Consider the following 24,705-nt stretch of genomic DNA (forward strand, 5'->3'; position numbering starts at 1 on the left):
CGCTCTCTGACTTTGGCCCAAGATAGAATACGGCTTAAGACGGTTCAGAAACGATCATTCTACAATTCGAGCGCATAAGCAAGGACTCGCGCTTGGCTCATGTCTGCCCCTTTATTCCACCAAATTTGCCATTCGTGCTGCTGTAAACCTTGATGGATGGCTTCCACACATTCCAAATATTCTTCTGGAAAGCTCGGTTGATTATCCCCGCCATAGGACTGACGTCTTTTCTCGGCAGCACCGAGTAATAATGCGGCTTCCATTAATGCTCCCCGAGCACATAATGTTATTCCCAAACCCTCAACTCCACGAGAAAGAACCCAGGAACCGCGGTAGATCTGACTTGCAGCGATACATTTCTTGAAATATTCAACCGCTTGATTCATTGCCCCGCGTTTCAACGCGGAATACCCGAGACATTCGTACGGGCCAGATAGTTCCCATGGGTCCTTTACCATTTGAAAAAGACGCACGCTCTCTTCCAGCAAGTTGGAAGCCTCTGTATAACGTTGCTGTTCCAAACGAATTTTGCCGTATGCATGCAGTGAAGAAGCAAGATTCCAAGAGTCATTGATACTTCTTGCCAATTCTACGCTCTGTTGTGCCATTGCCTCCGCTTTTTGAAGATCGTTCTGCCGAATGTAGATAAAAGCAAGCAAGCGAAGGGAAGAGGCAGACAGGGAATTGTCTTGTTGTTCAAGGGCTAGCTCCACACTGCGTGTTGCAGCGTCCATTCCCGATTGGATGTTCCCTTGAACAAATTGAATGATGCCTAACCCGTGCCATGCTTTGGCACAATCCGTTGCAGAACCATCGTTCGATTCTTCTACATGCAAAAATCGTTCCAGCCAGAACAATCCATCCTTCAATCTGCCCTCATGAAGCCAGAACCCATACAGATGGGCCGCCAGATGAAGACCCGATGCTCGTGAGTAAACATGAGCATAACACCATTGAAGTGCAGCACTTAAGTTGGCGTATTCCGTTCTCACAGATTCGATACTAAGCTCTCGTTCAATGGTTCTGAAGCAGGCTTCAGCCTGAATCAAATAGCCTTTGTAATATTCCATATGTCGCATAGAGAGAGTACTACGTTTTTCATCATCAGATTGTTCGTTCCATTTATCTGTGGCATATTCCTTGATTGCCTCCAGCAAAGAGTAACGAATGGAGCCATGGTGCGAATCAATCCCGGTGGAGACAAGAGACTTGTTAACCAGACCCGATAAAAGATCGAGCATATCTTCGACCGTAATAGGGTCTTTCTGGCCAGACAGATCCGGTTCACATATGCAGATTGCCTCTGCTGCTTCCAGCGTGAAACCGCCCGCAAATACATTTAACCTTTGGAGCAAATGGCGTTCCTTGCCTGTCAGCAGATGATAACTCCAATCAATGGTTGAACGCAGTGTTTGGTGCCGAGGCCCGGCGGTTCGTTTACCTGAAGTCAAAAGGGTAAGCTGCTGAGTGAGACGTTCTTCAATCTGTCCCAAGCTCAACATGTTCATCCGTGCTACCGTAAGCTCAATCGCTAGAGGTATGCCCTCAATTTTCCGGCAGATCGCACCGATTTGCTTGAAATGTGAAAGCGTAGGCACAAAGTGCGGAACCAGAACGCTGGCTCGTTCCACAAACAGCTGGATCGCTTCATAGCTCATCCATTCTGATTCAGTATGTACATCCGATAAATCCTCCTACGCAGGATAAGAGAGTGGAGGAAGGCGATAAACCAATTCTTGAGTGATATTAAGAGGCTCTCGACTGGTGGTTATTATTCGTAGGTCTGGTGTTTCCATCAAAAGGAATTCCGCTACCTCAGCAATTGTATCAATGATATGTTCACAGTTATCGAAAATAAACAGCAGCTCATAATGACGTATCGCTTCAATGATCACAGCTTCATCCGACATCTTCCCCTGGGTGGTCAGCCCCAATGTAGATAAAAGCAAAGGATATACGTCATGTGCATCATGGATTGTACCAAATTCAAACATATATATTCCTTGCGAAAAACGAGCTGTGAGTGTGGAAGCCACTTCGGTAGCAAAAGACGTTTTGCCAATCCCACCAGGTCCGATGATAGAAATCAGAGCATGATCAATCAATTTCTCAGTCAGCACTTCTCTGGAATGTTGTCGTCCGACAAAGGTGGAGGGTCGATTGCGTAATCGTACTGCTGCCTTGAACGGTGTTGTGGACACTTCTTTCACAGCCTCAGGTTGCACAGTTTCACTTGCCATGAGGGTGTTGAACCATATTTGATCAAAATCTGCAAATTCACGACCTGACGCCGAACGCGCTTCCGAGAATCGCTTGACGGTATTCCATAACATTGTAGCTTCCTCTATAGCAGCATCCTCTAGAAAAAGTCCTTCTTCCCAAAAAGCCTGAATGATCTGCTTCAGGCTTCCGATACTGGGGAGACGATCCCCATTCTCCCATTGCTGTACCGTCCTTGGATCTACGCCAGCTCGCTTGGCCAAGTCCACTTGCCGCATTTTTTTAAAAGTGCCTTTCCGAGAAGGCCTTGTACGAATTTTTTTAATCCATTCATGGGGCCAATCGTTTGTGTATTTATCGTTTTCCATGACATCACCTGAATTTCATAGTCTAAGCAACCTGAGCACACGAACAAACACGAACTCTTGTACATTCGTGTTCTGGATTGTAGCAGATAAAATAAGTCATATCAACACCAATTAACTAAGGAGGTAACACAGATGCCTTTAACTCGCATTGTCGCATTGAAAGGTCGTTCGAGCGAAGAGAAAACGCAGCTCAAGGAAGTTGTTTTACAAACCATCGTGGATAAACTGCATGTGCCCACAAATGATCTTTTTCTGATTATTTAAGAACTGGATCGAGAAAATTTCAGCTTTGATCCAACTTGTCTGGATATCGAAAGAAGTGAGGGTTTCCTAATCATTCAGGTCACCTTGAACCTGGGTCGTCCTGACGAAATGAAAAAGGAGTTTTATGAAGCGCTCGCTGAAGAGTTACATCAGAAGGTGGGGATTCGAAAAGAAGATGTATTCATTAATCTGATTGAAGTTACCAAAGAAAACTGGTCATACGGCAATGGAATTGCTTCGTTTATTGTCTAGATCTGTAACAATGCATTCATACCGTATATAAGAGAGGAAGTTATAACTATGTCAACTTTACTATATGTAACAGCTCATCCCGGCAACCCCGAGACATCGTATAGCCTTTCGGCAGGCGAGCAATTCGTACAAGCTTATCGTGAAAGTCACCCTCAAGATGAGGTCGTGCATGTAGATCTGTATCAACGCAATATCCCACACATCGATGCAGACGTATTGGATGCTTGGGGCAAACTGCAAACAGGCGGCACTTTCAATCAATTGACTGAAATACAGCAACAAAAAGTAACTCAATTGAATGAACTTCTCGAAGAATTCGTGGCTGCAGACAAATATGTTTTTGTGACACCCATGTGGAACTTTTCTTATCCTCCCGTAATGAAAGCTTATATCGATTCCTTTTGTGTCAGAGCCAAAACATTCAAATATACCGAAAACGGTCCAGTTGGCCTGCTACAAAACAAAAAAGCGTTCCACATTCAGGCAAGTGGCGGAGTATACTCATCAGGTCCTGTAGCGGATCGTGAGAATGGCAACCGTCATCTGGAAACAGTACTTCATTTTGTAGGCATCACAGACGTTCAGCATCTGTTTATCGAGGGTGTATCCACAGCAGGAGAACGTGCACCACAGATCAAAGCCGAAAGCATTGAACAAGCGCGTAGCATAGCACAAACATTTTAATGCTAGATATAAAATAACGATGTAAAAACAGGAATTACAATACGTCAACTTGTATCGCATCTCATTGTACCCATCACGCATTTTTCGGTTCATCCGTCATTTGCAGGATGGGTATCTTGATTCAAGGAGGATTTAGTCATGAAAGTAACTTATCACGGACATTCTGTAGTAAAGATCGAAACGCAAGGCACTATCATTTTAATTGATCCTTTTATTACCGGAAACGCACATACCGATCTTGATCCATCCACCATAGAAACAGACGTTATTCTGCTGACACACGGGCACGGCGATCATGTGGGAGATACCGTAGACATTGCAAAACGCAACAATTCACTGGTTATTGCTTCACCCGAACTCGCCGACCTGCTCGGATGGGAAGGCGTTCGTACACATGCCATGAGCATTGGGGGTGCGTATACGTTTGACTTCGGGCGAGTGAAATTGACACAAGCTTTCCATAGTTCAAGTTATGTAAACCATATTTCGAAAAAAATTACGTATACCGGCATGCCAACAGGAATTTTATTTACCACCGAAGGAAAAACGGTGTTCCATGCAGGAGACACTGGCCTGTTTTATGATATGAAAGTGATTGGTGATCGCCATGCCATCGATCTGGCTTTTCTCCCCATTGGAGACAACCACACCATGGGACCCGAAGACGCGGCTGTGGCGGCTGAATGGCTTCAAGCCAAACAGGTGGTACCGATTCACTTCAATACCTTTCCGTTCATTCAGCAAAACCCGCATTCCTTTGTCGCGCTGTTGCCTAGTGGAGTAGGGAAAGTTCTAGAAGCCGGCGAAGGAATTGAACTCTGAGTCTCATTTGTATATCAAAACGGAATAATCGTTGTATTCTCAACAAAGTTCAGCTAAAATAAAGCTACAAATTTTATATCATGCTTGTTTTTATCCCCGGGTAAGAACGATAAAAAGCATTGAGTCTCAATCCCCACTAGGGCCTATGTAATGTGGGAGGGATGAGATTCAGTGCTTTTTTTGATAAAGAAGGAGGCATACCAGGTGCGATTTTTAAGTGATCACGATGTCAGACAAGGATTGAATGTACCTCAGGTGATACATTTAGTGGAAACAGTATACAAGGCTAGGAGTGAAGAGAACACGGAGACTTGGCCGACAATCTTCTACGATTTTGTTCCAGGCAAGGCAGATATGGATATCAAATCAGGATATTTGAAGAGTGATAAGGTATTTGGACATAAAACAATCACATGGTTTGCCGAGAATGAAGCGAAGCAACTCCCCACGTTGACGGGGCTTATAAACGTATTTGATGCCGATACAGGCAGACCCTTAGGCATAACCGAGGCATCCTATATTACGGGCATACGTACAGGTGCTTCGGGGGCAATCGGAGCAAAATACTTGGCCAGAAAAGACTCTGAAACTCTCCTTGTCGTAGGTTCTGGCAATCAGGCGATCTTCCAAATCGCTTGTGCCTTATCCGTGCTTCCGAACTTGAAAACGGTTTGTGTGGCTGGTAGGGACCAAGAGAAGCTGAGAACTTTTGTAAACACCTTACCACACCGACTTCAATCTGAATTTGGTACAAACATAGAGAACGTTACGTTTGAAGCAGCAGAATCGTTAGAAGAAGCTGTAAAAAGCAGTGATATTATCATCACCGTCACATCATCCAGAACGCCGATCATTAAGAGGGAATGGGTAAAAGAAGGCACACATCTTTCTTGCATAGGTGCAGATATGGCGGGAAAACAGGAGATTGACTCCAACCTGGTGTCACAAGCCATCTTATATGTAGATGATCGGGAGCACTGTATACAAGTGGGCGAGATTGAGATACCGCTAAAAGAAGGCAAGATTGCAGAAAACCATATATGCGGTGAGATTGGGGATTTACTTTTAGGGAAAACAAAGGGAAGAACCTCAAACGAACAAATCACCATATTTGATGCGACAGGTATGGCGATTCTGGATATATATGCAGCGAAAATCGCATTGCAGACTGCAGAGGAACGAAATCTCGGCGTTAAAATTGGCATCTAGGGAGAAAGAGAAATGACTTTTAACTATGAACATGTGTTACAAGCATATGATCGTATCAATAAACACCTGAAGAAAACACCACTTGAAGAGTCGTTCTATCTAGGCGATCTGAACAGAAGATACTTTTTCAAACTGGAGTCCTTCCAACGAGCAAAGAGCTTTAAAATCCGAGGGGCTTTAAACAAAATAATGACGTTATCCGAGGAAGAAAAGAAGAGAGGCGTTGCCGCCATTTCTTCAGGTAACCACGGTAGTGCTGTGAGCTACGCGGCTTCCATTCTAGGAATTCATCCCGTCAAGGTGTTTGTTCCCGAAACGACAGCCCAAAGCAAAATTGATAAAATGAACTATTTCGGAGCAGAAGTGATGAAATTAGGTAAAGATTTTGACGAGGCTCATACGCTCGGCATGAAGTACATTCATGAACATCATTTAACGTATATTGATCCTTACTACGATGATCCGGAGATTTATGGTGGACAAGGCACGATAGGCATTGAAATTTTAGAACAAAACCAGGATATTGATACGATCGTCGTTCCAGTAGGTGGTGGGGGCCTGATTACAGGGATTGCGGTTGCTGCCAAATCGATCAAGCCGTCCATTCGAATTGTTGGAGTGCAAACCGAAGCCTGCCCAGCCATGATTAAATCTTACGAAGATCATACCTTATATGAACAGTATCCTAGCGAGGAATCCCTCTGTGATGCACTCCTTGGTGGGGTTGGAAAACTGAGTTACGAGATGGCTAAAGATTATGTTGATGATTTTATTGCCGTATCGGAGCATTCGATTGGCCAAGCCTTAAGTTTTCTGGCCAAAGAAGAAAAATACATTATTGAAGCAGGAAGCGCTACTGTAGTTGCAGCAATTATGGAACAGAGGGAACGAATCGATGGTCGAAATGTCGCACTTGTGTTAAGCGGTGGCAACATTGATGGAGATGTACTCCTGAATATTTTATCCAAATACTAACACTTACACTTCATACTAAATACATGTTTAGTTGTTTTCGGTGAATTATACCTGTAAATCAATAACCCTCTTACCTGTGGAGAGAACGCTCTATAGGCATGAGGGTTATTTTCGTTCAACGAGCATGTCATATTAATAATTTGTTATCGAAGTTATCGTTTTATCATGTTGACTTCGGAGCGGTGAATCTATACTGAATATACGGAGATACAACAGAGCTGACGCCTATCTCTGCAAAACATAGAGAAAGAAGGGGAGCACACGAATGAGTAATGCAAAAGCCACCACACCCACACAAGCCGATGTGATTCGTCCGAGTCCCCGGCGCACCAAACGCAAAAAAGGCTTTAAACGAACACTGGCACTGGATCTTATGCTACTGCCGGCAGTCATCTTGACGTTCATATTTGCGTACATACCGATGGGCGGATTGGTCATTGCTTTTCAGGATTACAAGCCCTGGCTCGGGTTTGCCAAATCTTCCTGGATCGGCCTGGAACATTTCCAATTTTTGTTCAGCATGCCGGAGAATGTGCAGGTGATCTGGAACACTTTAATTATTGCGGGAATGAAACTGATTGGAGGTCTGATTGCACCATTGGTCTTTGCCTTACTCCTCAACGAAGTACGGAAGGAAACCTTCAAGAAGAGTATACAAACGTTCGTTTATCTGCCGCACTTTCTATCATGGGTTATTCTAGGCGGAATACTGCTGGACATGCTCGCAACAAAAGGTATGATCAATCAGTTTCTTGGGGCCGTGTTTGGCCTGGAACCAATCTTTTTCCTCGGAGAAGGTACCTGGTTTAGAATCGTTGTGGTCACCAGTGATATCTGGAAAGAATTCGGATTCGGCGCGATTATCTTCCTCGCCTCGCTGGCAGGTATAAACCCTGCACTATATGAAGCTGCTGAAGTGGATGGAGCGAGCCGGTGGCAACAAACCTGGTCCATTACGATTCCTGCTCTCATTCCCATTATGATTGTCGTAGGAACGTTGTCCCTTGGAAATATTTTAAACGGAGGATTCGACCAGATTTTCAATCTATACAATCCACTCGTTTACGATAAGGGCGATATCATTGATACCTTCGTTTATCGGGTAGGTCTCATCGACGGGAAGTTTGGATTCTCGGCTGCAGTCGGGCTGTTCAAGTCGGTTGTCGGATTCGTTCTGATTGTGCTCGCATACCGTGCAGCTTATAAATTTGCAAATTACCGTATTTTCTAGAAAGGAGACCTCACGGCATGTATCATAAAACAAAACCTTACAAAGTTTTCACCGTGTTTAACTATACGTTCTTAATTTTATTATCGTTACTCTGTATTATCCCGTTGATTCACATTCTCGCGGTCTCCTTCAGCGGTAAAGCAGCTGCCAATGCGAATCTGGTTGGACTCTTTCCGGTTGAATTTACTTTTGATGCTTATGAGAAAACATTGGCTAATGAAAACTTCATCCGATCCCTATGGGTTGCTGTACAGCGAACCGTGCTGGGTACACTTCTCAGCATGATGGTTGTCATTCTGGCAGCCTATCCGTTATCCCGCGAAAATCGAAGCTTCAAACGTCGTAATATCTACACGTGGTACTTTGTGTTTACAATGCTGTTCAGTGGGGGCTTAATTCCATTTTACATTCTTATCCAGAAGCTTAATTTGCTCAATACGATGTGGGTGCTTATTCTTCCCGGTGCCGTATCTGTGTGGAATATGATCCTGTTATTAAATTTCTTCCGCAATGTGCCTAAAGAGCTGGAGGAGGCTGCCTTTATTGATGGTGCGGGTTACTTTCGAACATTGGTCTCTGTCTTTTTGCCCGTGTCGATGCCAGCCATCGCTACATTATCCTTGTTCTCCATGGTAGGGCACTGGAACGCCTGGTTCGATGGTTTGATTTTCCTGACAGATCACGAAAAATATCCACTCGCAACGTTCTTGCAGACGATCATCGTACAGCAAGACTTTAGCAAAGTTTCCGTGCGTCCCGAAGACCTCGAGAATATCTCACAACGGACGATCAAGGCGGCACAGATTTTCATTGGCATGGCACCGATCTTGGTGGTGTACCCCTTACTCCAACGCTTTTTCGTTAAAGGGATTGTACTTGGTGCTGTTAAAGAGTAAGACCAATTCAGGGTTAACTAAATTTTATATGATATGGGGGAGACAACATGTTAAAAACATGGAAAAAGCCGCTTCGCATTCTGATGGCTGCTACAATGTTATCTGGTGTACTCGCAGCATGCAGTAACGATTCTACATCACAGAAAAATCCTAGCGACAGTAATGAATTTTATTCCGCACCGTTTGAAAATGGTAAGTATGTTGAACCGGTTACCATTTCGACGGTATTCCCAATCACTAGCAGCCTGAAATTCAAAAATGGGGAAAACATTGAAAATAACGTTCATACCAAGTGGGCTCACGATACACTAGGGATCGATATTAAGTACTTATGGACGGTCAGTGAACAAAATAATGCTTACCAGACCAAACTTCGTCTGATGCTCACATCGGGTCAAAAAATGCCGGATATTATCTCTTTCCGTGGCAGCCAGACATTAATCAGTGATTTAATTGAATCGGGTCAATTCGTGGATGCAGGAGAACTGTTTGATAAATATGCTTCGGATACGTATAAAAAAGCGATGGCGGAAGATCCAAATGTATGGAATCCTTACATCCGTGATGGTAAACGAATGGCAATTCCTATTCTGGAGAACGCTTACAACAATGATCCAGTGATGTACATTCGTGAAGACTGGCTTAAGAAGCTGAATCTGAAGGCACCAACAACATTAGATGAATTAGAAACGGTAATGGATGCCTTCGTCAATCAAGACCCGGATGGAAACGGGAAGAAAGACACCGTTGCTCTCTCTGTAGGGTTCAAAAACAATTTGAACACATGGATGGCAGAATCCGGCTGGATTTTTGGTATGTTTGGAGCGATGCCGAATCAGTGGAATAAAGCAGCAGACGGTTCGCTTGCATACGGCTCTATCCAACCAGAGATGAAACCGGCACTGGAGAAGATGAAAGAGTGGATGCAGAAAGGTTATATTGATAAGGAAGCGGGACTATATGATGAGCCTAAGGCCGCTGAAGCATTCACTGCCGGCAAGTCTGGTATTATCGTTGGCCCTTATTGGATGACAGGCTGGCCAATCCCGGATCTGCAGCAAAATGTGCCAGGTGCTGAATATAAAGCTTATCCACTTCCTGCTGGTCCCGATGGTAAAATGGGACGCCACGGAACACCAATTAGTACGGGTGCTGTTCTGATCAACAAAGATATGGAACACAAAGACGCTTTCTTTGTATACCAGAACTATCTGTTTGATCACTGGGCTAATCCGGACAGCACAACATTCGTACACGGGTTTGCCAAAGGATATGATTATGATATCGGCCCTGACGGTGAGGTATATAAAGAGCAGCAAAGCGACAAAATTCCCGGCGGCTGGATTGATGCGATCCGTTATTCATTAACCTTTGATGGAGCGATCATTCCTAACCTGATGATGAATACGTTAGCTGATCTTGCGAATGGCAAAGAGCCGACCACTCAGTATGAGAAAAACCTGGCGGACCGAATCCCTGAACAGATTAAGGCAGCCAAAATTGTCATTGATCAAAAAGATATTGTAATGCCTCAGATGTTCACGGGTGTTCCAACGAAAACACAGGTTGCCAGAGGCGATATGCTGACCAAGCTGGAGAAGGAAGTATTGAACAAAATCATTTATGGCCAAGCGCCGATTGAGGAATTTGATACTTTTGCGGAGCAGTATATGACTTCTGGAGGTAAAGAGATCACCGAAGAAGTCAATGCATGGTATGACACGATAAAATAAAAAAACGAACCGCGCTTTACGTACAAGGGGTTTCATTGACCTGTGTACGTGAAGCGCGGTTTTTTACTTTGTTTTATGCTACTTTCTTCACGATATGCCGCATTACTGTTCCCGGTATTCCTGCGGTGTCATCCCGAATTTATCACGAAACACCTTGATGAAATATTGGGAGTTGGCATACCCCAGTTTTTCGGCAATCTCATATACCTTATCCTGCGAATGGTTGAGCAGGTAGAGGGCAAGATCCATTTTCACGCTTAAAATATACTCACTTAAGCTGATACCTTGAAATTGTTTAAACAGCTTGGAGACGTATACCGGATGCAAGGATACATGATCTGCGATCGATTGAAGACTGAGGGAGTGCAGATTAGCAGAAACAAATGTCTTGATCTGATGAATAACGTCATGTTGCTCATCAAAAGACTGTTCTTCCAGCTTAATACGCAGCCGATCAAGCATGTTATCCGCCCAATCCGTAAGTTGGGAGACTGAACGAAAGGGCACACGTGGAACCCGTTCGTTTCCTACCAGATCGGACAACAGCGCTTGGTTTTTGTGGGCAATGTAATGAAAGGCCGATAACAATACAATCTGAATCTCGTCTAGATGTTCTTCGGTTTGTTCAGGTAGCGCGGTATATCCAATCTTAATTCGGTGTAGACGTTCTTTGAATACTTCCCATTGTGCCGTTTCAAGTAAATGATTGAAGGTTGGAGGTTCATATAATATATGCAAAGAACGAATGGATACGGGGCGATAACTTTCCTCGAGGGAAAGGAAGTATCCCGTGCCGTTACCTACCTGCTTTTTGAGAGCCGATAGGGCTTGCTCGTACATGTCACGTATATCTTGCTGAAGTCTGCCTCCATGGCTAAGGATGACTGAAATGCCTCCTTTCAGGTATTCATTGACATTGTGATGCAACTGCAGGGAAAGATGGGTGAGATCTTGATCTTGTTTTTGCTTCGTAAGCTGCTCATTATGATTCGTGTCTGGTGAAGTATGCCATTCGTTGTTGTCAGGTCCAGCAGACTTTAATAAAAAGACCAAATAATCGTAATGATCCCTACAGTGCCAAGTATAAAAAGCCGTATTGAACAACTCACATGCAATGTTGGTCACAGCGTATTCAAACAATTGCAGGCTGGTCGTTGTATACCTGGTGAAATGCTCTTCCAACCGCACCAGAACAAGCTGCACATTATCTTCTGCACTGAAGGGTAACTGATAATGGCCCAACTTATCGTTCAAAACATCTTCTGAATAACGATTACCTTCAATCAGTTGATTCAGTAATCTGTCCTTCAGCGAAGGAAGATGTTCGCGAAATGAGTTCATCGCCTGTTCATAGGACAAGGCCCTGCGGATTTGCTCTTCAATGGACAGTACCGTTTTTTCCAGACAGGAGGCCAGTTTTTCGACATCCAGCGGTTTCAATAGATACTCGACAACACCATATTTCGTCGCTTCTTTGGCATACTCAAACTCGGCATAACCGGTAAGCAAAATGCAGGGAAGGTTGGGTTTTACCGCCTTGATCTGCCGTATCAGTTCAAGTCCGTTCATGACAGGCATTGAAATATCAGTGATCACAATGTCTACCGTTTGTTCCTCCAGAATGGATAATGCCTGCATGCCGGAGTATGCTTTGTGAATACGCTCAATACGGTATTGATCCCATGGGAATGAGATCTCAAGATCGTCGATCACATAGGATTCATCGTCAACTAACAGAATCTGATGCATCTGCAATATCCTCCTTATGTATAGTAATGATGTACGTGGTACCTTCATATAGGCTGGATTGTATGGACAAGCCCGATCGTTTGCCATACGTAAGCTTGATTCGCTGATTTACATTTCGGACTCCAGTTCCAATCTGTTCTTCTGGACGTGTTAATTCATCCATATGCTCACTGATGAGTGCAAGCCGTTCTGCTGGCATGCCTACACCATTGTCTGCAACCGTGATACGTATGAACTCCTGATCCTGCTCTGCACGAATTGTAATTTTCCCAGGATCCATGGAAGGTTCTATCCCGTGTTTGACACCATTTTCAACGAGCGGTTGCAGGATCATGCGAGGAATGCGAATAGATAGAAGCTGTTTTGGCACATGAATCTCACAGGTAATACTCTTTTTTCGCATATGTATGATGGACATGTAGTGATTCACAAAACGGAGCTCTTCACCAAGCGTTGTATCCATATCTTCAATGCGGTGAATATAACGGCAATAGGCAGCCAGTTCCAGGGTCATGGCGGTTACAGATTCATAGTCTTTGACACTGGATTTGCTCTGAATATAGTTGAGGCAGTTATATAGAAAATGTGGATTGATCTGGGCTTGATACTGCTTCAACCTGGCCTCTTTGACCGAAAGCTCTCCAAGTAGCACCTGCTCGATTAACGTCTGGGTATTCTCGGCCATTCGGTTAAACGACCGGCCTAATATTCGAAACTCAAGAGTCTGGGTTCCATCAACACGGCTGGAGAAATCTCCCCGGTCAAAACGATCAATCGCTTTACGCAAACGAATAATCGGTTGTTGGATCTGATTTCGCAGCGCCAGAGTGTACAGTAGAGAGAGCAGAAGCATCGCCATCAGCGCCAGCACAAATAATGTATTGTTACGTGAGATAGACTGTTGCAATTGATTGGTAAGATGGTAATCAATAAAGTACAAATCGAGAATACTTGCTTTCATATAACTGATGAAATAATTCTGATTCTGAAATTTGATTTCGAAGAAACCGCTATCATTTCTGATCTGTGGAATAACCTGTGCGTCAGCTTCGGCAAGTTGTGAGGATCCTAATCCCCGGATAGCTGTCTTAAAATGCGAATCATAAAGCATGGGTGTCCCGGAAGTATATTCAGACATCATTTTCTGCAACACCTCCAAGGATATTCGAATCTCGATGTACATTGGTCCTCGATGTCCCTTGGTAAGATGCGAATAATACCCCGTACCATCCTTGTTCATATGTAACGTCCATTTATCCAGCGGATCTTTGGACATGACAAACGGCTGAAATGAAAATTCACGGTCCGAAGATACGGTAGCCTTCTCATCTGGATAATATAGAATGATCGTATTGTTCCAAGCCGTTGAAGCACTGTTAAGGGCCAACTTCTCCATTAGCTCGAGTTTGGCTTTGTATTTAGCAAAATCATTCCCGTAAGTGAGAGCATACGTATATCCTCTAACCGACTGATCCTCGGATAATGTCAGCGCATTCATTAATACCTGCTCAAATTGATTAGACAGCTGGGAGGACATGAAACGTACTTCGCCCAGTTTATTCTTCTGCAGCTCACGCTGAATTTCATCTACGTTTAATCGATAGATCCACCAGAAGATCAGGATGATTAGTACAAACATCAAAACCAGGCCCAGCGCCAGTTTTTGAAAAATAGAAGCGTTTTCTTTTGAAAACTTTTCCTTCAACATATTTTTCCCCCTGTACAGCAAAGAAGCATAATGACTATCCTTTATTCTACAATAACTTTTTGTACAAAGGGAAGGAACTTGAAGCTTCTAAAGGCATGGACGTCCTTGGAATGAGCTGAATCCAGCTTAAAAAAAGAGGGTTCTGTCGTATTTTAAAGAAGCAATTGGCTCGATAAAAGACAAATGTTGGCGGATATTTATCAATTATACGAAATTTGACACATGAAAAATCTATGTTATTATGTATAACAATAGAAAAATCTTACACATTAAAGAATTGCTGTAGTTAAATTGAATTTTATTGGATCCAATGGTTCTACATAACATTCTGCCCATTTACTTTACCCTTCGCTAAAAAAGTCAGAATAGTTTTCGTATTGTACTTTGGAAAAGGTCACGACGTAAAATTACATGACGCTCTTCTTATTCTACTCAAAGTTGAAAGAGTAAATCCCGCACATTCTTTGTCCAAAATTTCAATACAAAACTCATATTACTCAATCTCACATGATCTCTTTTGTATCACATCATATTTGATAGACTTATCAACAAAATAACACGTCAGATTATTCAAAAAGGATGGTGTTATATATGCATTCTAAAGAAGTAGGGATTCCTTTTCTTATTGAAAGTAAGATAAAGTCAAAATATGAAGTATTAGAATCTAATGTATTGAAAACCCTGGAACAAAAGAGGAACAAACTTCCCTTAAAAATAGAAGATAAACTATGGATTTATAACGGTAATTTGATTAACAGAGTTACTTTTGCTAAAAAAACACATGATCGATTAGCTCATACAACGAATCTAATTACCATTGGAGGTAGATGGGGAACTGAGGGGTTTAATTCCATTGCACCTCTGATCTATACAATCGTTTCTTCCTTTCTCCATAACGGGAAACACCATCTTCTAAAAAGCCATGCACCTGAGATTCTGTATCTTTTTCCAAAATTCCGTTCCGAGTCTCCTTTTGTGAATGCTCAAAATCTTGAAGATATTGCACTTCCTCCATCACGTCGTAGGTTACATAAAGAATCGGAACAAATGTTCAGAGTTACACAAGCCATTGTAAAATTGTTATTAGAATATACAAAACATCTGAATCACACAAACACCATAATTCTATTTGACCAGATCGACAGAATGGACGAACATTCTCTTCGATGTTTTGCCCGCTTGTCTAAGTGTATTGAGCATCATCCCATTGTCATTGTTGCAACCGTATCCGAAGCCAGTGAACGTGATTCCCGTTTCCACATGGCATCACATAACGATATCTGCATGCATGTCAATCTGGCGGAAAACAGAAATAAATTACTTGAAAGTCTGTACCATCAAATCAAACCTAGTATATATGAATTAACAGACTTGAAAGATGAGAACCAAAGTGACTGCTCATACGAAAATTCATTAACCATGCAGCCTGTAAACAATGAAACTCACAAATCAGCACAGCTTCTAGACAGCATTACCAATGGAGATGTAGACCATCTTGATGAATTGTTACTTGAAGCGCTAGAGATCAGTGTTTTCACGCAGAATTATGAACATGCGCTGTTTCTCATCAATAAGGCATCCCCGTATATCCACAATCTGAGGAAAGAGACACACGTTGAACTATGGATTTATATGGGCTTATGTTATGCATTCATGGTTGAATATGATAAAGCATTAGCTATATTCAAGAATGCACTTTCCCTTACAGAAGATACATTAAAAAAGTCGGAATTACATTTGTATGTAGCATTGCTGTGTACGAAACGTTTGAACAAACCATTAGTAGGAAGGGAAATTATTGATCAGGCACTCCAGAGTATTGAGGGAACAACCGGTTCCGAAGTAGAAGTGGAGCGTACTTGGTTACATAACCTAAGGGCACTTACCTTCGTGGGAACGGGCGATCTGGCTCAGGCATTTAAAGAGTGCAAACAAGGGTTGGAACATATAAAAGAGGGCAATCGGAAAGAAGATGCTATCCATATCAAAATCAACTTAATCTCCAACATATCGGTCTTATTTGAATCGATGAAGAAGGTAGATGCTGCGCTCAAACATTGGTCAAAATTTGAACCGTTTGTCATACATTCAAGCCCGATTTTTACAAAGCATTATTTATATAGAAAAGCAGGCCTGCTTTTTAAACTTCAGCGATATGCTGAAGCCATTGAGTCATTAGAAGATAGTTATCGAATTGCCAAAGAGATGAATGATGCTTTTCATATGGATATCATCGCCAGAAGCATAGGAGCCATATATTTCGAGCAGGAGATTTACGATAAAGCGACGCAATGGTACAGCCAAAGTCTTGATTCCAAGCTGGCTCTTATGCAAGATGAAGATCTTCCACGGGTTGCAACGGCGTTAGCCATATGTCTGGAAAGACAAGGAAACGGGGAAGCAGGGAAACAGGAAATTTTGAATAGCTTAAAAGTTCAATCCCAAGGAAGCGCTGCGCAAAAAGCATCAGAAATCGTACTAAAATGGGATCAAAAAAGAGATGAGACGTGGGAGAGTTACGTAAAATGGTCAATCCAAAAACCAGAAACCAAACTAAATCGGCCTTTTGATCTTACTAATCTTTATTATGAAAAAGCGGAGAGAATCCGTGTGGGCTAAAACATCCACCTGGGAATGGTTAAAACCCTTTGTTTTACGTAGCACATCTCTCCCTATTGAAGATATTCTTCAGCTAAGAGTAGTTAAAACGAAGGATTATTTTCATCAATGGCAAAAAGCCACGAAAGTTTTGAACGATTGGTGCAGCCAATGGATTGAAGAAATAAGAACTATTCCGAAGCAAAAGATCCTACTTTCCCAACAGCGTAGAATCATCCGAAGAATAAAACAGAAGAACCCTTTAACTGAAAATGATAAAACAACGCTACTGAACTTGCATATGGAAGAGAAAATCCAATTTTATTCACTTAAAAATCAAGAGTTGGTCCAGCTTGAAATCTTAACTCGTAATACATTTGAGCAAGAACTCGGACTTGTACAACAAAAACTATTTGAACTGTATCAATCGGAGCGTTATGATCGAGCGCTTTATACAATTAACTCGGCATTTTGGAGTTTTTATCAATCTTATAAGCGAAAAAAGCATACAAAGCATAGTCAGAAAAGACAAATGGGAAGAACTCTTTTCGCCTATCTTCAACGTGTTACCACAAAAAACGATACGATGGGTGAATTTGGCCCCATTAGTTATGGCGTTTTAGATCAAGGAGCACCCCTTAAAGAAAGAAAGATTATAGAGAAAAAAGCATTCATGTCACATCAAGCGCTACAAAAAATATTAACTGCTATAAAGCATGACTTGGGTACAAATGCAGCGGAGTGGAGACTTCCTTCTTCCGCTGTAGATGGCTTAGATGAATTCCAGCTTCTTCTGAAATCAGGAGATTGTAATTCACCTAAATGGTCCGCTGTATTGTCTGAGATCAAGCACAATCTAGAAAAGTATGGCAGTAGTTTTTCACCCATTGAAAAGAGTAACACCTTAGCTAAAATCGAAGAGATGTATACCGAAATTACAGGAGAGCATTATCAAGGTAAAAACACCCAATATTTTGCTGACAAAACCTTAGTATACGAGGAGTGTTACGATCAGCAATTTTTGCCCGTCGTTATCTCGGAAGATCTTTGGCAGGAATTAGACCAAACGATATTGATCCAAGCAAAACTTCGATTAGAGCGGTGGAAGGCATTCCAGAGAACGGCAGTACAACAATTTAAAAAAATAAGTCATGGCCGTTCATCCGTACCAGCAAAGAGGTGGATATCGTATTGGCTTCGGAATCCTGCAGTTATTGAAAATCAGTCCATGGTCAAGTTTCTAGAGAGTTGGTTAGTTGAAGATCAGGGGAATTTTTACATTCAAGTGCCTCAAAACGTATTGCAAGAATGGAGATCAGAAATGGACTCATTCAGGTGGCTTCTTTCTCCTGATCTTATGATCATTGGCAATGAAAGCAAAATAGGAATTGAAGTTTCATCCATTGTTATAGGAGAGCTTCATCATGGATTTACGGGTGATGGGTGGATGCAATATTTTAACATCGAAAAAGATAAGATACGACAAACGGTTCAGAACGCTTTACAAGTCGAACACAGCACACAGTCGTGGGCCAATTGGGTATTTAAACGCACGATGAAAAGCACCCCACAAGAATATCCAGGTCTTTGCGTTGAATTAACAGGTGTCTCTGAATCGATCAAGGAGAATATTTTGTCTTTAGAGCAACTCGAAGTGCGAATTAAAAATAATGAAGTAGCTCTTTTTATAAAAGACTCGCAACAATGTTTACATTTTTATTCTCCTTCTCTTGGATTTAAAGAGGAAACCTTTTTCCCATTTGCTCTATTCGGTACACCCATTTTTGATCCACCTAAATCGATATCAAAAGGTAGACACGCACCCGTTAAAGTAGGAAGAGTTACCATTATACGCGAACATTGGAGATTTGAGCCTTCAGATTGGGTCGGTGAGCAGAACTTATCCGATTGGTTTCAACAGTTTGAGCGGCTGCAAACAATCCAAAGCAGATTTAATTTACCAACGGAGGGTTTTATTCACTTTTCGCACGAACAGAAGCCCATGTGGTTCGATTTTGACAATCCTTTTTGTATTGATCTGTTTTTTACCGAAGCCAAAAAAGCAAAATCTTTCATTTTCACAAGAATGGACCCTTCTTTCCGGGATTTGTGGATGAAAGATAAGTATGGCCACTACTGTTCCGAATTACGAACTTTTCTATATAGAACAGAAAAATCGATTTAGCGTTATGGATAGTCTTTATTATACCTTGTGAAGGAGGTGATAAAGATGGCTGACACAGTTGAATTGGAAGAATTGGATCTGGAGTTAGATGACCTTGATGATATCGATTTCGAATTGGAAGAGATCGAAGATAAGATTGCACCTTTAGCCCTCTGATAATACAAGCTTTTGAGTATAGGGATCGGCTTATCATAGCTGATTCTTATACTCACAATTTACGTGAAAAATGAACAATAAGGGGGATATGATGCAGAATATTCACCTATTTGCTGAACAAAAGAAAACCGAGCTTCTCATTTTTAATAACCTTGAAAAAATCGAAATGAAAAATTGGATCGAAAACGGTAGTGCTGTTCGTTTGAATCACGGAGCACATCGACAAGTCATCGGTATCTCTGATTTGAGTCCGGATTCTTTATATGCTGCTTCCAAACAACATTTAAGTGGAGAACAATTCCAGTTATTTAAACATTGGGACCCTAAGCATGAGAACAGCTTTGAGGATGATATGACAAACGAAATAGAACAATGGAACCACCATATGAATGAATTAGCTCTGAACTTTGCACCAGAGATCTTGTCTACAAGAGCTTATTGGAAATCTGTAAAGCAGCATGTGTGGTTTTATTCGACAGCAACAGGGTTGCGGGAAGATATTAGACCTTGTTTCATGTTAGAGCTAGATGTAATCGCAAGAAAAAACAAAAAAATAACGAAATCAAATGTTACGAAAAGCTGGCTTTCACCAAAACATGTGCACATGAAAGACATTGAAAAATTAGTGTCGTACGCTGCCGCATCGGCGTTGGACAAGCTCCAGGCCAAACCATTTTACTCTGGAACATACTCGTTAGTACTAGGTCCTTTAGCAGCACCAGGCATCTTTCATGAAGTTGTTGGGCATGGACTTGAAGCAGATATTGCGGCTCTTACAGGAGCGGCATTCCATAACTGTAAAGGTGAAAAAATTGGCTCCGATAAACTTAACATTGTTGACGATCCAACCATTTTGGGTTTACCCGGGAGCTATAACATAGATGATGAAGGTATTACCGCCAAGTGCACACCATTAGTCGAATCAGGTAGAATATCTAACTATTTAAGTCATCTGCACAGTAATGTTGAGAGCAACGGACATGGACGTGTCCTCAATTATGCGCATCCTCCTCTAGTAAGAATGTCGAATACGTTTGTGTTACCAGGAGAGGACGCACCAGAAGAGATCATTTTGGAAACAAAATCAGGAATTTATATCAAAAATGCTTTTAATGGAGACGTAAATATGATTACTGGTGAATTCAAAATTCATGTTACTGAAGGCTATCTTATCGAAGACGGTAAACTAACCTCACCAATAGCGCCTTCTATATTAGAAGGGGACGGCCGTAAGCTGCTTCGTTCCATTGATCGAGTAGGAAATGATTTTCAGATCCATGCAGAAGTAAGAGGTGGATGTGGAAAATTAGGACAATCACCTTTACCCGTTTCGGCCGGTTCCCCGACTGTAAGAGTACTCAACTGGGAAGTGCAGGCAATCGACTCATGAGCAAATATGCGGATTATTATGGAACAGAACTATTCCAGAAATCATGGGTCATGACCGAGATTGAGTCTCTTTATTCCGAGAGAAAAGGATGCGGAGGAGCGCTACGAAGGTGGGTGGAAGATCGATTCTATTCATGTATTCGCCCTTTATCCAATTATACGGATGTGAAAAATCAAGATTGGATTCATTGGGCTTGTGATAGCGGAGTAGCAGGGTCTGTACCGCAACGATCTGATGAAACAAATATAAATCAACCCTGTTTGAACATGCACCAGCCTATCTCAAACCACACTATAGATCATATTTTGCGTGAAGGAAAAGAAATCATATATTCAATTCCTGACCTTATCGTGAGTCCGACTCTTTTTTTTGAAGCGGAAGAGAAAGCCGTTTTTTATCAAGATACGGAGGGAAGAGAACTCGAGAAACGAGAAGCTCAACATACTGTATCTATTTTGGTTCAAGGGAAATCCCGAAGGGCCAGTACGACATTCTCTTTTCGTTCCATTGCAGATTTAGATTGGCACTTACAGTGTGAACAGTTAAACGTTCAACTGCAATCTCGAGCAGATGGTCCAAGCAGAAGCGCAGAACATTCACGCATCATATTAACGGAGCAGGGGACAGAAGAGCTGCTCAAAGCTCTTGGAAATCTTTTTATTTCTGACTATATGGATGCAAATGTACCTGTACTTTGGCAAAAACAAGGGAAAAGAATTGCAAGTCCCACATTCACATTAACGGATTGCGCTCACATCCCTGACTTGCTTAGAAGTTCGACTTTCGACGATGAAGGAGCCATCTGTAGGGACGTTGCGATCATCAAAAAGGGCGTATTTAATGAAGCCTTGCATTCACTTTCTTCATCAACTAAACATAAACAGATGGCCAATGGCCGAGCATTTCGCAAAAATTATCAAAGTACACCCAAAATCCAATACACAAACTTGAAGGTAGAAGAAGGTACTCTTTCGACAGAACAAATGATAAGTAAAAAGCTATCCGATTTTGTACTAAACCGCAGCTATGGTGGACATATTCGAGGCGGCAAACTCATCTTTGAAGCGGAAGGCTGGAGAATTCACAATCACCAATTAGCGGAGAGATTATCACAAGTCCGCATTGAAGCACCTTTATTTCAGATGTTACGTTCAATTGATCCAGCGACAGATGGATATCATCTTACATGTAGTAAAGGATTTATATCTCCATCTTTGTATGTAGAAAACGTATCTGTATTCTATTAAAGGGGTGAGAAGATGAAGGTAATGAAAAGCGACAAACACGACCTGCTCAATTGGATAGACCAAGGAGCACTGGATCAGTGGTTCTCCGCTTGTCCAAGTGTTACGGGCCGGGAACATCAAGAACTCCCTTCTTTAGATGGAAGAGTGGCCATTCTGATTCAACTACAAGAGGACACATACACGCCTGCTCATTTACTTTATAAAATGTGGGACGTTTTAATTCATCCTTACATCGGAAAAAGTATTCAATTGCAACATGCCTATACCCCTTTGCATCAGGCTCTTGAAGAGGATGAGACAGGCTGGTTGACGCCCCTTCCAGCTCACTCAATGGATCGACAATTCTCAACTAACATGGAGAAAATACTGCGTATAGCCAATGATATGGTAAGTTGTTTGCTTGAAATTCGTGCGCAAACGCCTGAAATACAAGTCCCTTGGATTCTACAATTAAATGTCTCATGCCTGGATAAGGTAAGTTTGATATTTCTACAAAGGCTAATTGTTCGGACAAAAGACCTTCCGTTTGGTATCGCAACATATTACTTCAACCAGGAAAACATTCCATGTAAAGATCAAAACGTAAATCAGCTCATCCAGATCCGTGTAAAGGATTTTTACAAATCACTAGGTGTAGACCACTTAAAGGAAACGTCCATAATCAGATCATCCTATGAACCGTACCCCTTATTAAATCTATCTTTAGAAAAAGCACTTGTTTGGTGTGACGGATATGCAGTATTAGCACATGCTAACGAAGCACTTGACAAAGCAGTGAACGACGAAGAAGAGCCTGAAGTTTTATTTCTTGTCATGCGTGCCTATCTTTTTGAGAGGCAGCTCTCTGCAGCAGAATCAACGTTGCAAAAAATCACTCAAGCCCATAAATATTCAAACGATATTCGTGCAAGAGCAGCGATATATGATGCGTTGTTATTAGCGAATCATATCAAACGTCCTGAAGATGCCATTCACGTTGTGAGAAAAGGGATATCTTTTCTTCGTGGAAGGAACGATGAATCAGCCATTAGAGAAATGGCTTGGTTACATAATGTAGAAGCTTTAACTTATTACAGGCTTCAGCAACTGCCTCAGGCAGCGAAATCATTACAACAAGTTAAAGAATACATTAAGCAGCTAGGCGAGGAAGATGCAGCCCTGCTCTCGTCTGCATATGCCCAGAATTCAAGCTACCTTTACGAAGCTATCGGGAAAATAGATGCAGCGAAACAAGCCCAGCACATATTCATCCATAAAAATGCAGGACAGGAAGACCGTTTTCTGCTCCCGCACTGGTTCCGCATAGGATTTCTGGCAGGAAAGAAGGGAGAACTCGACCAAGCGCTAAGTTGGTTAGACAAAGCGTATCAAGCTTGTAACCGGTTATCTGACTCTTACATGCAAGAATGGATTGCCAGAAGCACAGCATATCTATTACTTCAGTCCAGGGAGATGGATCGAGCAGCATTATGGCTTCAAAGAAGCGCAGATCTGTGCCAAAAAATTCATCTTCTGCCAGAGTGGATATCTATCTCTACAGCTTTAAGGGCAGTCCGCCAAATCACTGGTGTATCAGAAGAACTGTCGGAATCAACAGTCAAACGAAACGTGATTTTATCCCCTTCTCAATTGAGAATTAGAAAAAAACAACTAGAACAGATCGAAAGAGGGGAGATTGAAATCTACCAGATCGTCCCGAAACCGAATTCAAGATTCTTTTATCCTTTTCATCATTTTTGGTTTTAAGGGAGGCACTTCATTTGTCAGAGATCATACCTTTACGCAAAAATAGAAGTTTTAATTTTTGGGTATCTGCCCAAATTGTTTCACCCATTGCAGAGAGTTTCTCCACGATTTTAATAACCTGGACGATTTGGAAAGAGTCCAATTCGACTACACTTTTGGCTTTAACCTTAATCCTTACGACCATCCCGCAAATTATCTTTGGAATGGTCGCTGGAGTGGCAACAGATCGTTTTAACCGCAAAAAAATTGTGATGTTTTGTAATGCCATAAGAGCTGTGCTCATGGTTGTAATGGGACTTTTAGCTTTTTCTAGCCTCTTAAATGAAATCATTTTTATGTTGGCTTCGTTCATATTAGGTTTTCTGCGTTTATTTGCGATGACCGCATACAGAGCTGCCATGCCGGGTATCGTTCATAAAGAGCAATTAATGAAAGCCAACTCCATAACGAACAGCGTGAGAATGGGTTTTTGGCTCATTGGACCGTTATTTGCTGGATTCTCATTAACGTTACTTAGTACGGGACAAATTATGATTATGAACTCTATTCTATTTATAATTTCTGTATTTTTACTTATGCCTGTGCAGATTAAGCAAGTGAAAGTGGAGCATAAGAACAAAAATCTGTTCAAAGATTTAGGCGTCGGATTAAAACTGGTATCCCAAGATCGACTAATCTTCTCCATTTTTATTACGTTTGCTGCATTTACCTGTTTTGGTCGGGGCATTGCCCACCTAGGTAATCTGATGGTTTCAAATGAAATTGGCTTAGACTCTTCGGGTTTTGGTGTTCTTTCGAGCGCCGATGGGTTTGGATACCTGATTGCAGGCATTATTATGGCTCGTCTTGCCATTAAGAACAAATACCGTACAATGATGCTTGCTTGGCTGGGAGGCGGAATCGCATTTCTTTTCATGCCGTTTAGTGACTCCATCTGGCTTCCTCTGATCCTATTATTCATGGTAGGGATAACTCAACCCTTCGTCGATGTTCCTTTAGTTACTTTAGTACAACAAAGAGTGGCAGATGAACACCTAGGTAAAGTTTTTGGATTTCATACAGTAACGATCTGGATCGGGGAATTTATGGCTTATGCGTTATTTGGATATCTGTTTGGAGCTTTCACACCAACTATGGTCTATGCAACTTCCGGTTTTATCGTAGGACTTCTGGCAATCGGAATGTTAATCTTTGGTCGAATCAGACTAAACAATGCGAAAAACAACATTCATCAACCAGAAAGTATGACGAAGGACATCAGTAATTAGGAGG

20 protein-coding genes are annotated in these 24,705 nt (G+C 42.0%); 16 read left to right on the forward strand and 4 right to left on the reverse strand.

Features of this window, described 5'->3' with window-relative positions:
• Positions 1 to 59 precede the first annotated feature (59 nt).
• Positions 60 to 1,658, reverse strand: coding sequence for an ATP-binding protein (locus MHI38_RS02605; RefSeq protein ID WP_341180910.1), 1,599 nt, complete (start codon positions 1,656 to 1,658; stop codon positions 60 to 62).
• Between the two features lie 36 nt (positions 1,659 to 1,694).
• Positions 1,695 to 2,588 (reverse strand): helix-turn-helix domain-containing protein, encoded by an 894-nt coding sequence (locus MHI38_RS02610; protein WP_341180911.1) that lies wholly within the window; start codon positions 2,586 to 2,588, stop codon positions 1,695 to 1,697.
• Between the two features lie 132 nt (positions 2,589 to 2,720).
• Between MHI38_RS02610 and MHI38_RS02615 the strand changes: the two genes are divergently transcribed.
• The 9 genes from MHI38_RS02615 (at position 2,721) to MHI38_RS02655 (ending at position 10,654) form a co-directional block, all read left to right on the forward strand.
• Positions 2,721 to 2,852, forward strand: a complete 132-nt coding sequence (locus MHI38_RS02615; protein ID WP_341180912.1) for a hypothetical protein — start codon at positions 2,721 to 2,723, stop codon at positions 2,850 to 2,852.
• A 3-nt stretch (positions 2,853 to 2,855) separates the two neighbouring features.
• Positions 2,856 to 3,104: a tautomerase family protein gene (locus MHI38_RS02620; protein ID WP_341181896.1), complete on the forward strand. Its 249-nt coding sequence runs from the start codon at positions 2,856 to 2,858 to the stop codon at positions 3,102 to 3,104.
• 48 nt (positions 3,105 to 3,152) lie between these two features.
• Positions 3,153 to 3,788: an FMN-dependent NADH-azoreductase gene (locus MHI38_RS02625; RefSeq protein ID WP_154888788.1), complete on the forward strand. Its 636-nt coding sequence runs from the start codon at positions 3,153 to 3,155 to the stop codon at positions 3,786 to 3,788.
• 138 nt (positions 3,789 to 3,926) lie between these two features.
• Complete coding sequence (locus MHI38_RS02630) at positions 3,927 to 4,610, forward strand: metal-dependent hydrolase (RefSeq protein ID WP_154888786.1); 684 nt, start codon at positions 3,927 to 3,929, stop codon at positions 4,608 to 4,610.
• A gap of 204 nt (positions 4,611 to 4,814) precedes the next feature.
• Complete coding sequence (locus tag MHI38_RS02635; RefSeq protein ID WP_154888784.1) at positions 4,815 to 5,819, forward strand: ornithine cyclodeaminase family protein; 1,005 nt, start codon at positions 4,815 to 4,817, stop codon at positions 5,817 to 5,819.
• Between the two features lie 12 nt (positions 5,820 to 5,831).
• On the forward strand, positions 5,832 to 6,794 hold the full coding sequence (locus MHI38_RS02640) for a threonine ammonia-lyase (RefSeq protein WP_341180913.1): 963 nt from the start codon (positions 5,832 to 5,834) through the stop codon (positions 6,792 to 6,794).
• 373 nt (positions 6,795 to 7,167) lie between these two features.
• A complete protein-coding gene (locus MHI38_RS02645) occupies positions 7,168 to 8,025 on the forward strand; it encodes an ABC transporter permease (protein ID WP_244159223.1) in 858 nt (285 codons plus the stop codon).
• Positions 8,026 to 8,042: 17 nt separating this feature from the next.
• Complete coding sequence (locus tag MHI38_RS02650) at positions 8,043 to 8,921, forward strand: carbohydrate ABC transporter permease (protein ID WP_154888780.1); 879 nt, start codon at positions 8,043 to 8,045, stop codon at positions 8,919 to 8,921.
• Between the two features lie 47 nt (positions 8,922 to 8,968).
• The gene (locus MHI38_RS02655) at positions 8,969 to 10,654 is read left to right on the forward strand and encodes an extracellular solute-binding protein (protein ID WP_154888778.1); all 1,686 of its coding nucleotides are present in this window, start codon (positions 8,969 to 8,971) and stop codon (positions 10,652 to 10,654) included.
• Positions 10,655 to 10,756: 102 nt separating this feature from the next.
• Here MHI38_RS02655 and MHI38_RS02660 read toward each other — a convergent pair whose 3' ends face one another.
• Positions 10,757 to 12,403, reverse strand: a complete 1,647-nt coding sequence (locus MHI38_RS02660) for a response regulator (protein ID WP_186809651.1) — start codon at positions 12,401 to 12,403, stop codon at positions 10,757 to 10,759.
• Positions 12,381 to 14,108: a sensor histidine kinase gene (locus MHI38_RS02665; RefSeq protein WP_341180914.1), complete on the reverse strand. Its 1,728-nt coding sequence runs from the start codon at positions 14,106 to 14,108 to the stop codon at positions 12,381 to 12,383. Before MHI38_RS02665 ends, MHI38_RS02660 begins: the two co-directional genes overlap by 23 nt.
• A gap of 594 nt (positions 14,109 to 14,702) precedes the next feature.
• Between MHI38_RS02665 and MHI38_RS02670 the strand changes: the two genes are divergently transcribed.
• The 7 genes from MHI38_RS02670 (at position 14,703) to MHI38_RS02700 (ending at position 24,701) form a co-directional block, all read left to right on the forward strand.
• Entirely contained in the window at positions 14,703 to 16,730 is a 2,028-nt protein-coding gene (locus MHI38_RS02670; protein ID WP_154888772.1) for a tetratricopeptide repeat protein, read from the forward strand.
• On the forward strand, positions 16,699 to 18,894 hold the full coding sequence (locus MHI38_RS02675; protein WP_341180915.1) for a hypothetical protein: 2,196 nt from the start codon (positions 16,699 to 16,701) through the stop codon (positions 18,892 to 18,894). Before MHI38_RS02670 ends, MHI38_RS02675 begins: the two co-directional genes overlap by 32 nt.
• Positions 18,895 to 18,939: 45 nt before the next feature.
• Positions 18,940 to 19,050: an ammosamide/lymphostin RiPP family protein gene (locus MHI38_RS02680; RefSeq protein WP_139168847.1), complete on the forward strand. Its 111-nt coding sequence runs from the start codon at positions 18,940 to 18,942 to the stop codon at positions 19,048 to 19,050.
• 91 nt (positions 19,051 to 19,141) lie between these two features.
• Entirely contained in the window at positions 19,142 to 20,440 is a 1,299-nt protein-coding gene (locus MHI38_RS02685) for a metallopeptidase TldD-related protein (RefSeq protein WP_186809648.1), read from the forward strand.
• Between the two features lie 113 nt (positions 20,441 to 20,553).
• Positions 20,554 to 21,687 carry a metallopeptidase TldD-related protein gene (locus tag MHI38_RS02690; protein ID WP_186809647.1) on the forward strand — a complete coding sequence of 378 codons (1,134 nt, stop codon included), beginning with the start codon at positions 20,554 to 20,556 and terminating at the stop codon, positions 21,685 to 21,687.
• 12 nt (positions 21,688 to 21,699) lie between these two features.
• Complete coding sequence (locus tag MHI38_RS02695; protein WP_341180916.1) at positions 21,700 to 23,433, forward strand: tetratricopeptide repeat protein; 1,734 nt, start codon at positions 21,700 to 21,702, stop codon at positions 23,431 to 23,433.
• Positions 23,434 to 23,447: 14 nt separating this feature from the next.
• Positions 23,448 to 24,701, forward strand: a complete 1,254-nt coding sequence (locus tag MHI38_RS02700; protein ID WP_186809646.1) for an MFS transporter — start codon at positions 23,448 to 23,450, stop codon at positions 24,699 to 24,701.
• Positions 24,702 to 24,705 lie beyond the last annotated feature (4 nt).

It is taken from the genome of Paenibacillus sp. FSL K6-1558 (genome assembly GCF_038002565.1).
GTDB classification, from domain to species: domain Bacteria; phylum Bacillota; class Bacilli; order Paenibacillales; family Paenibacillaceae; genus Paenibacillus; species Paenibacillus polysaccharolyticus.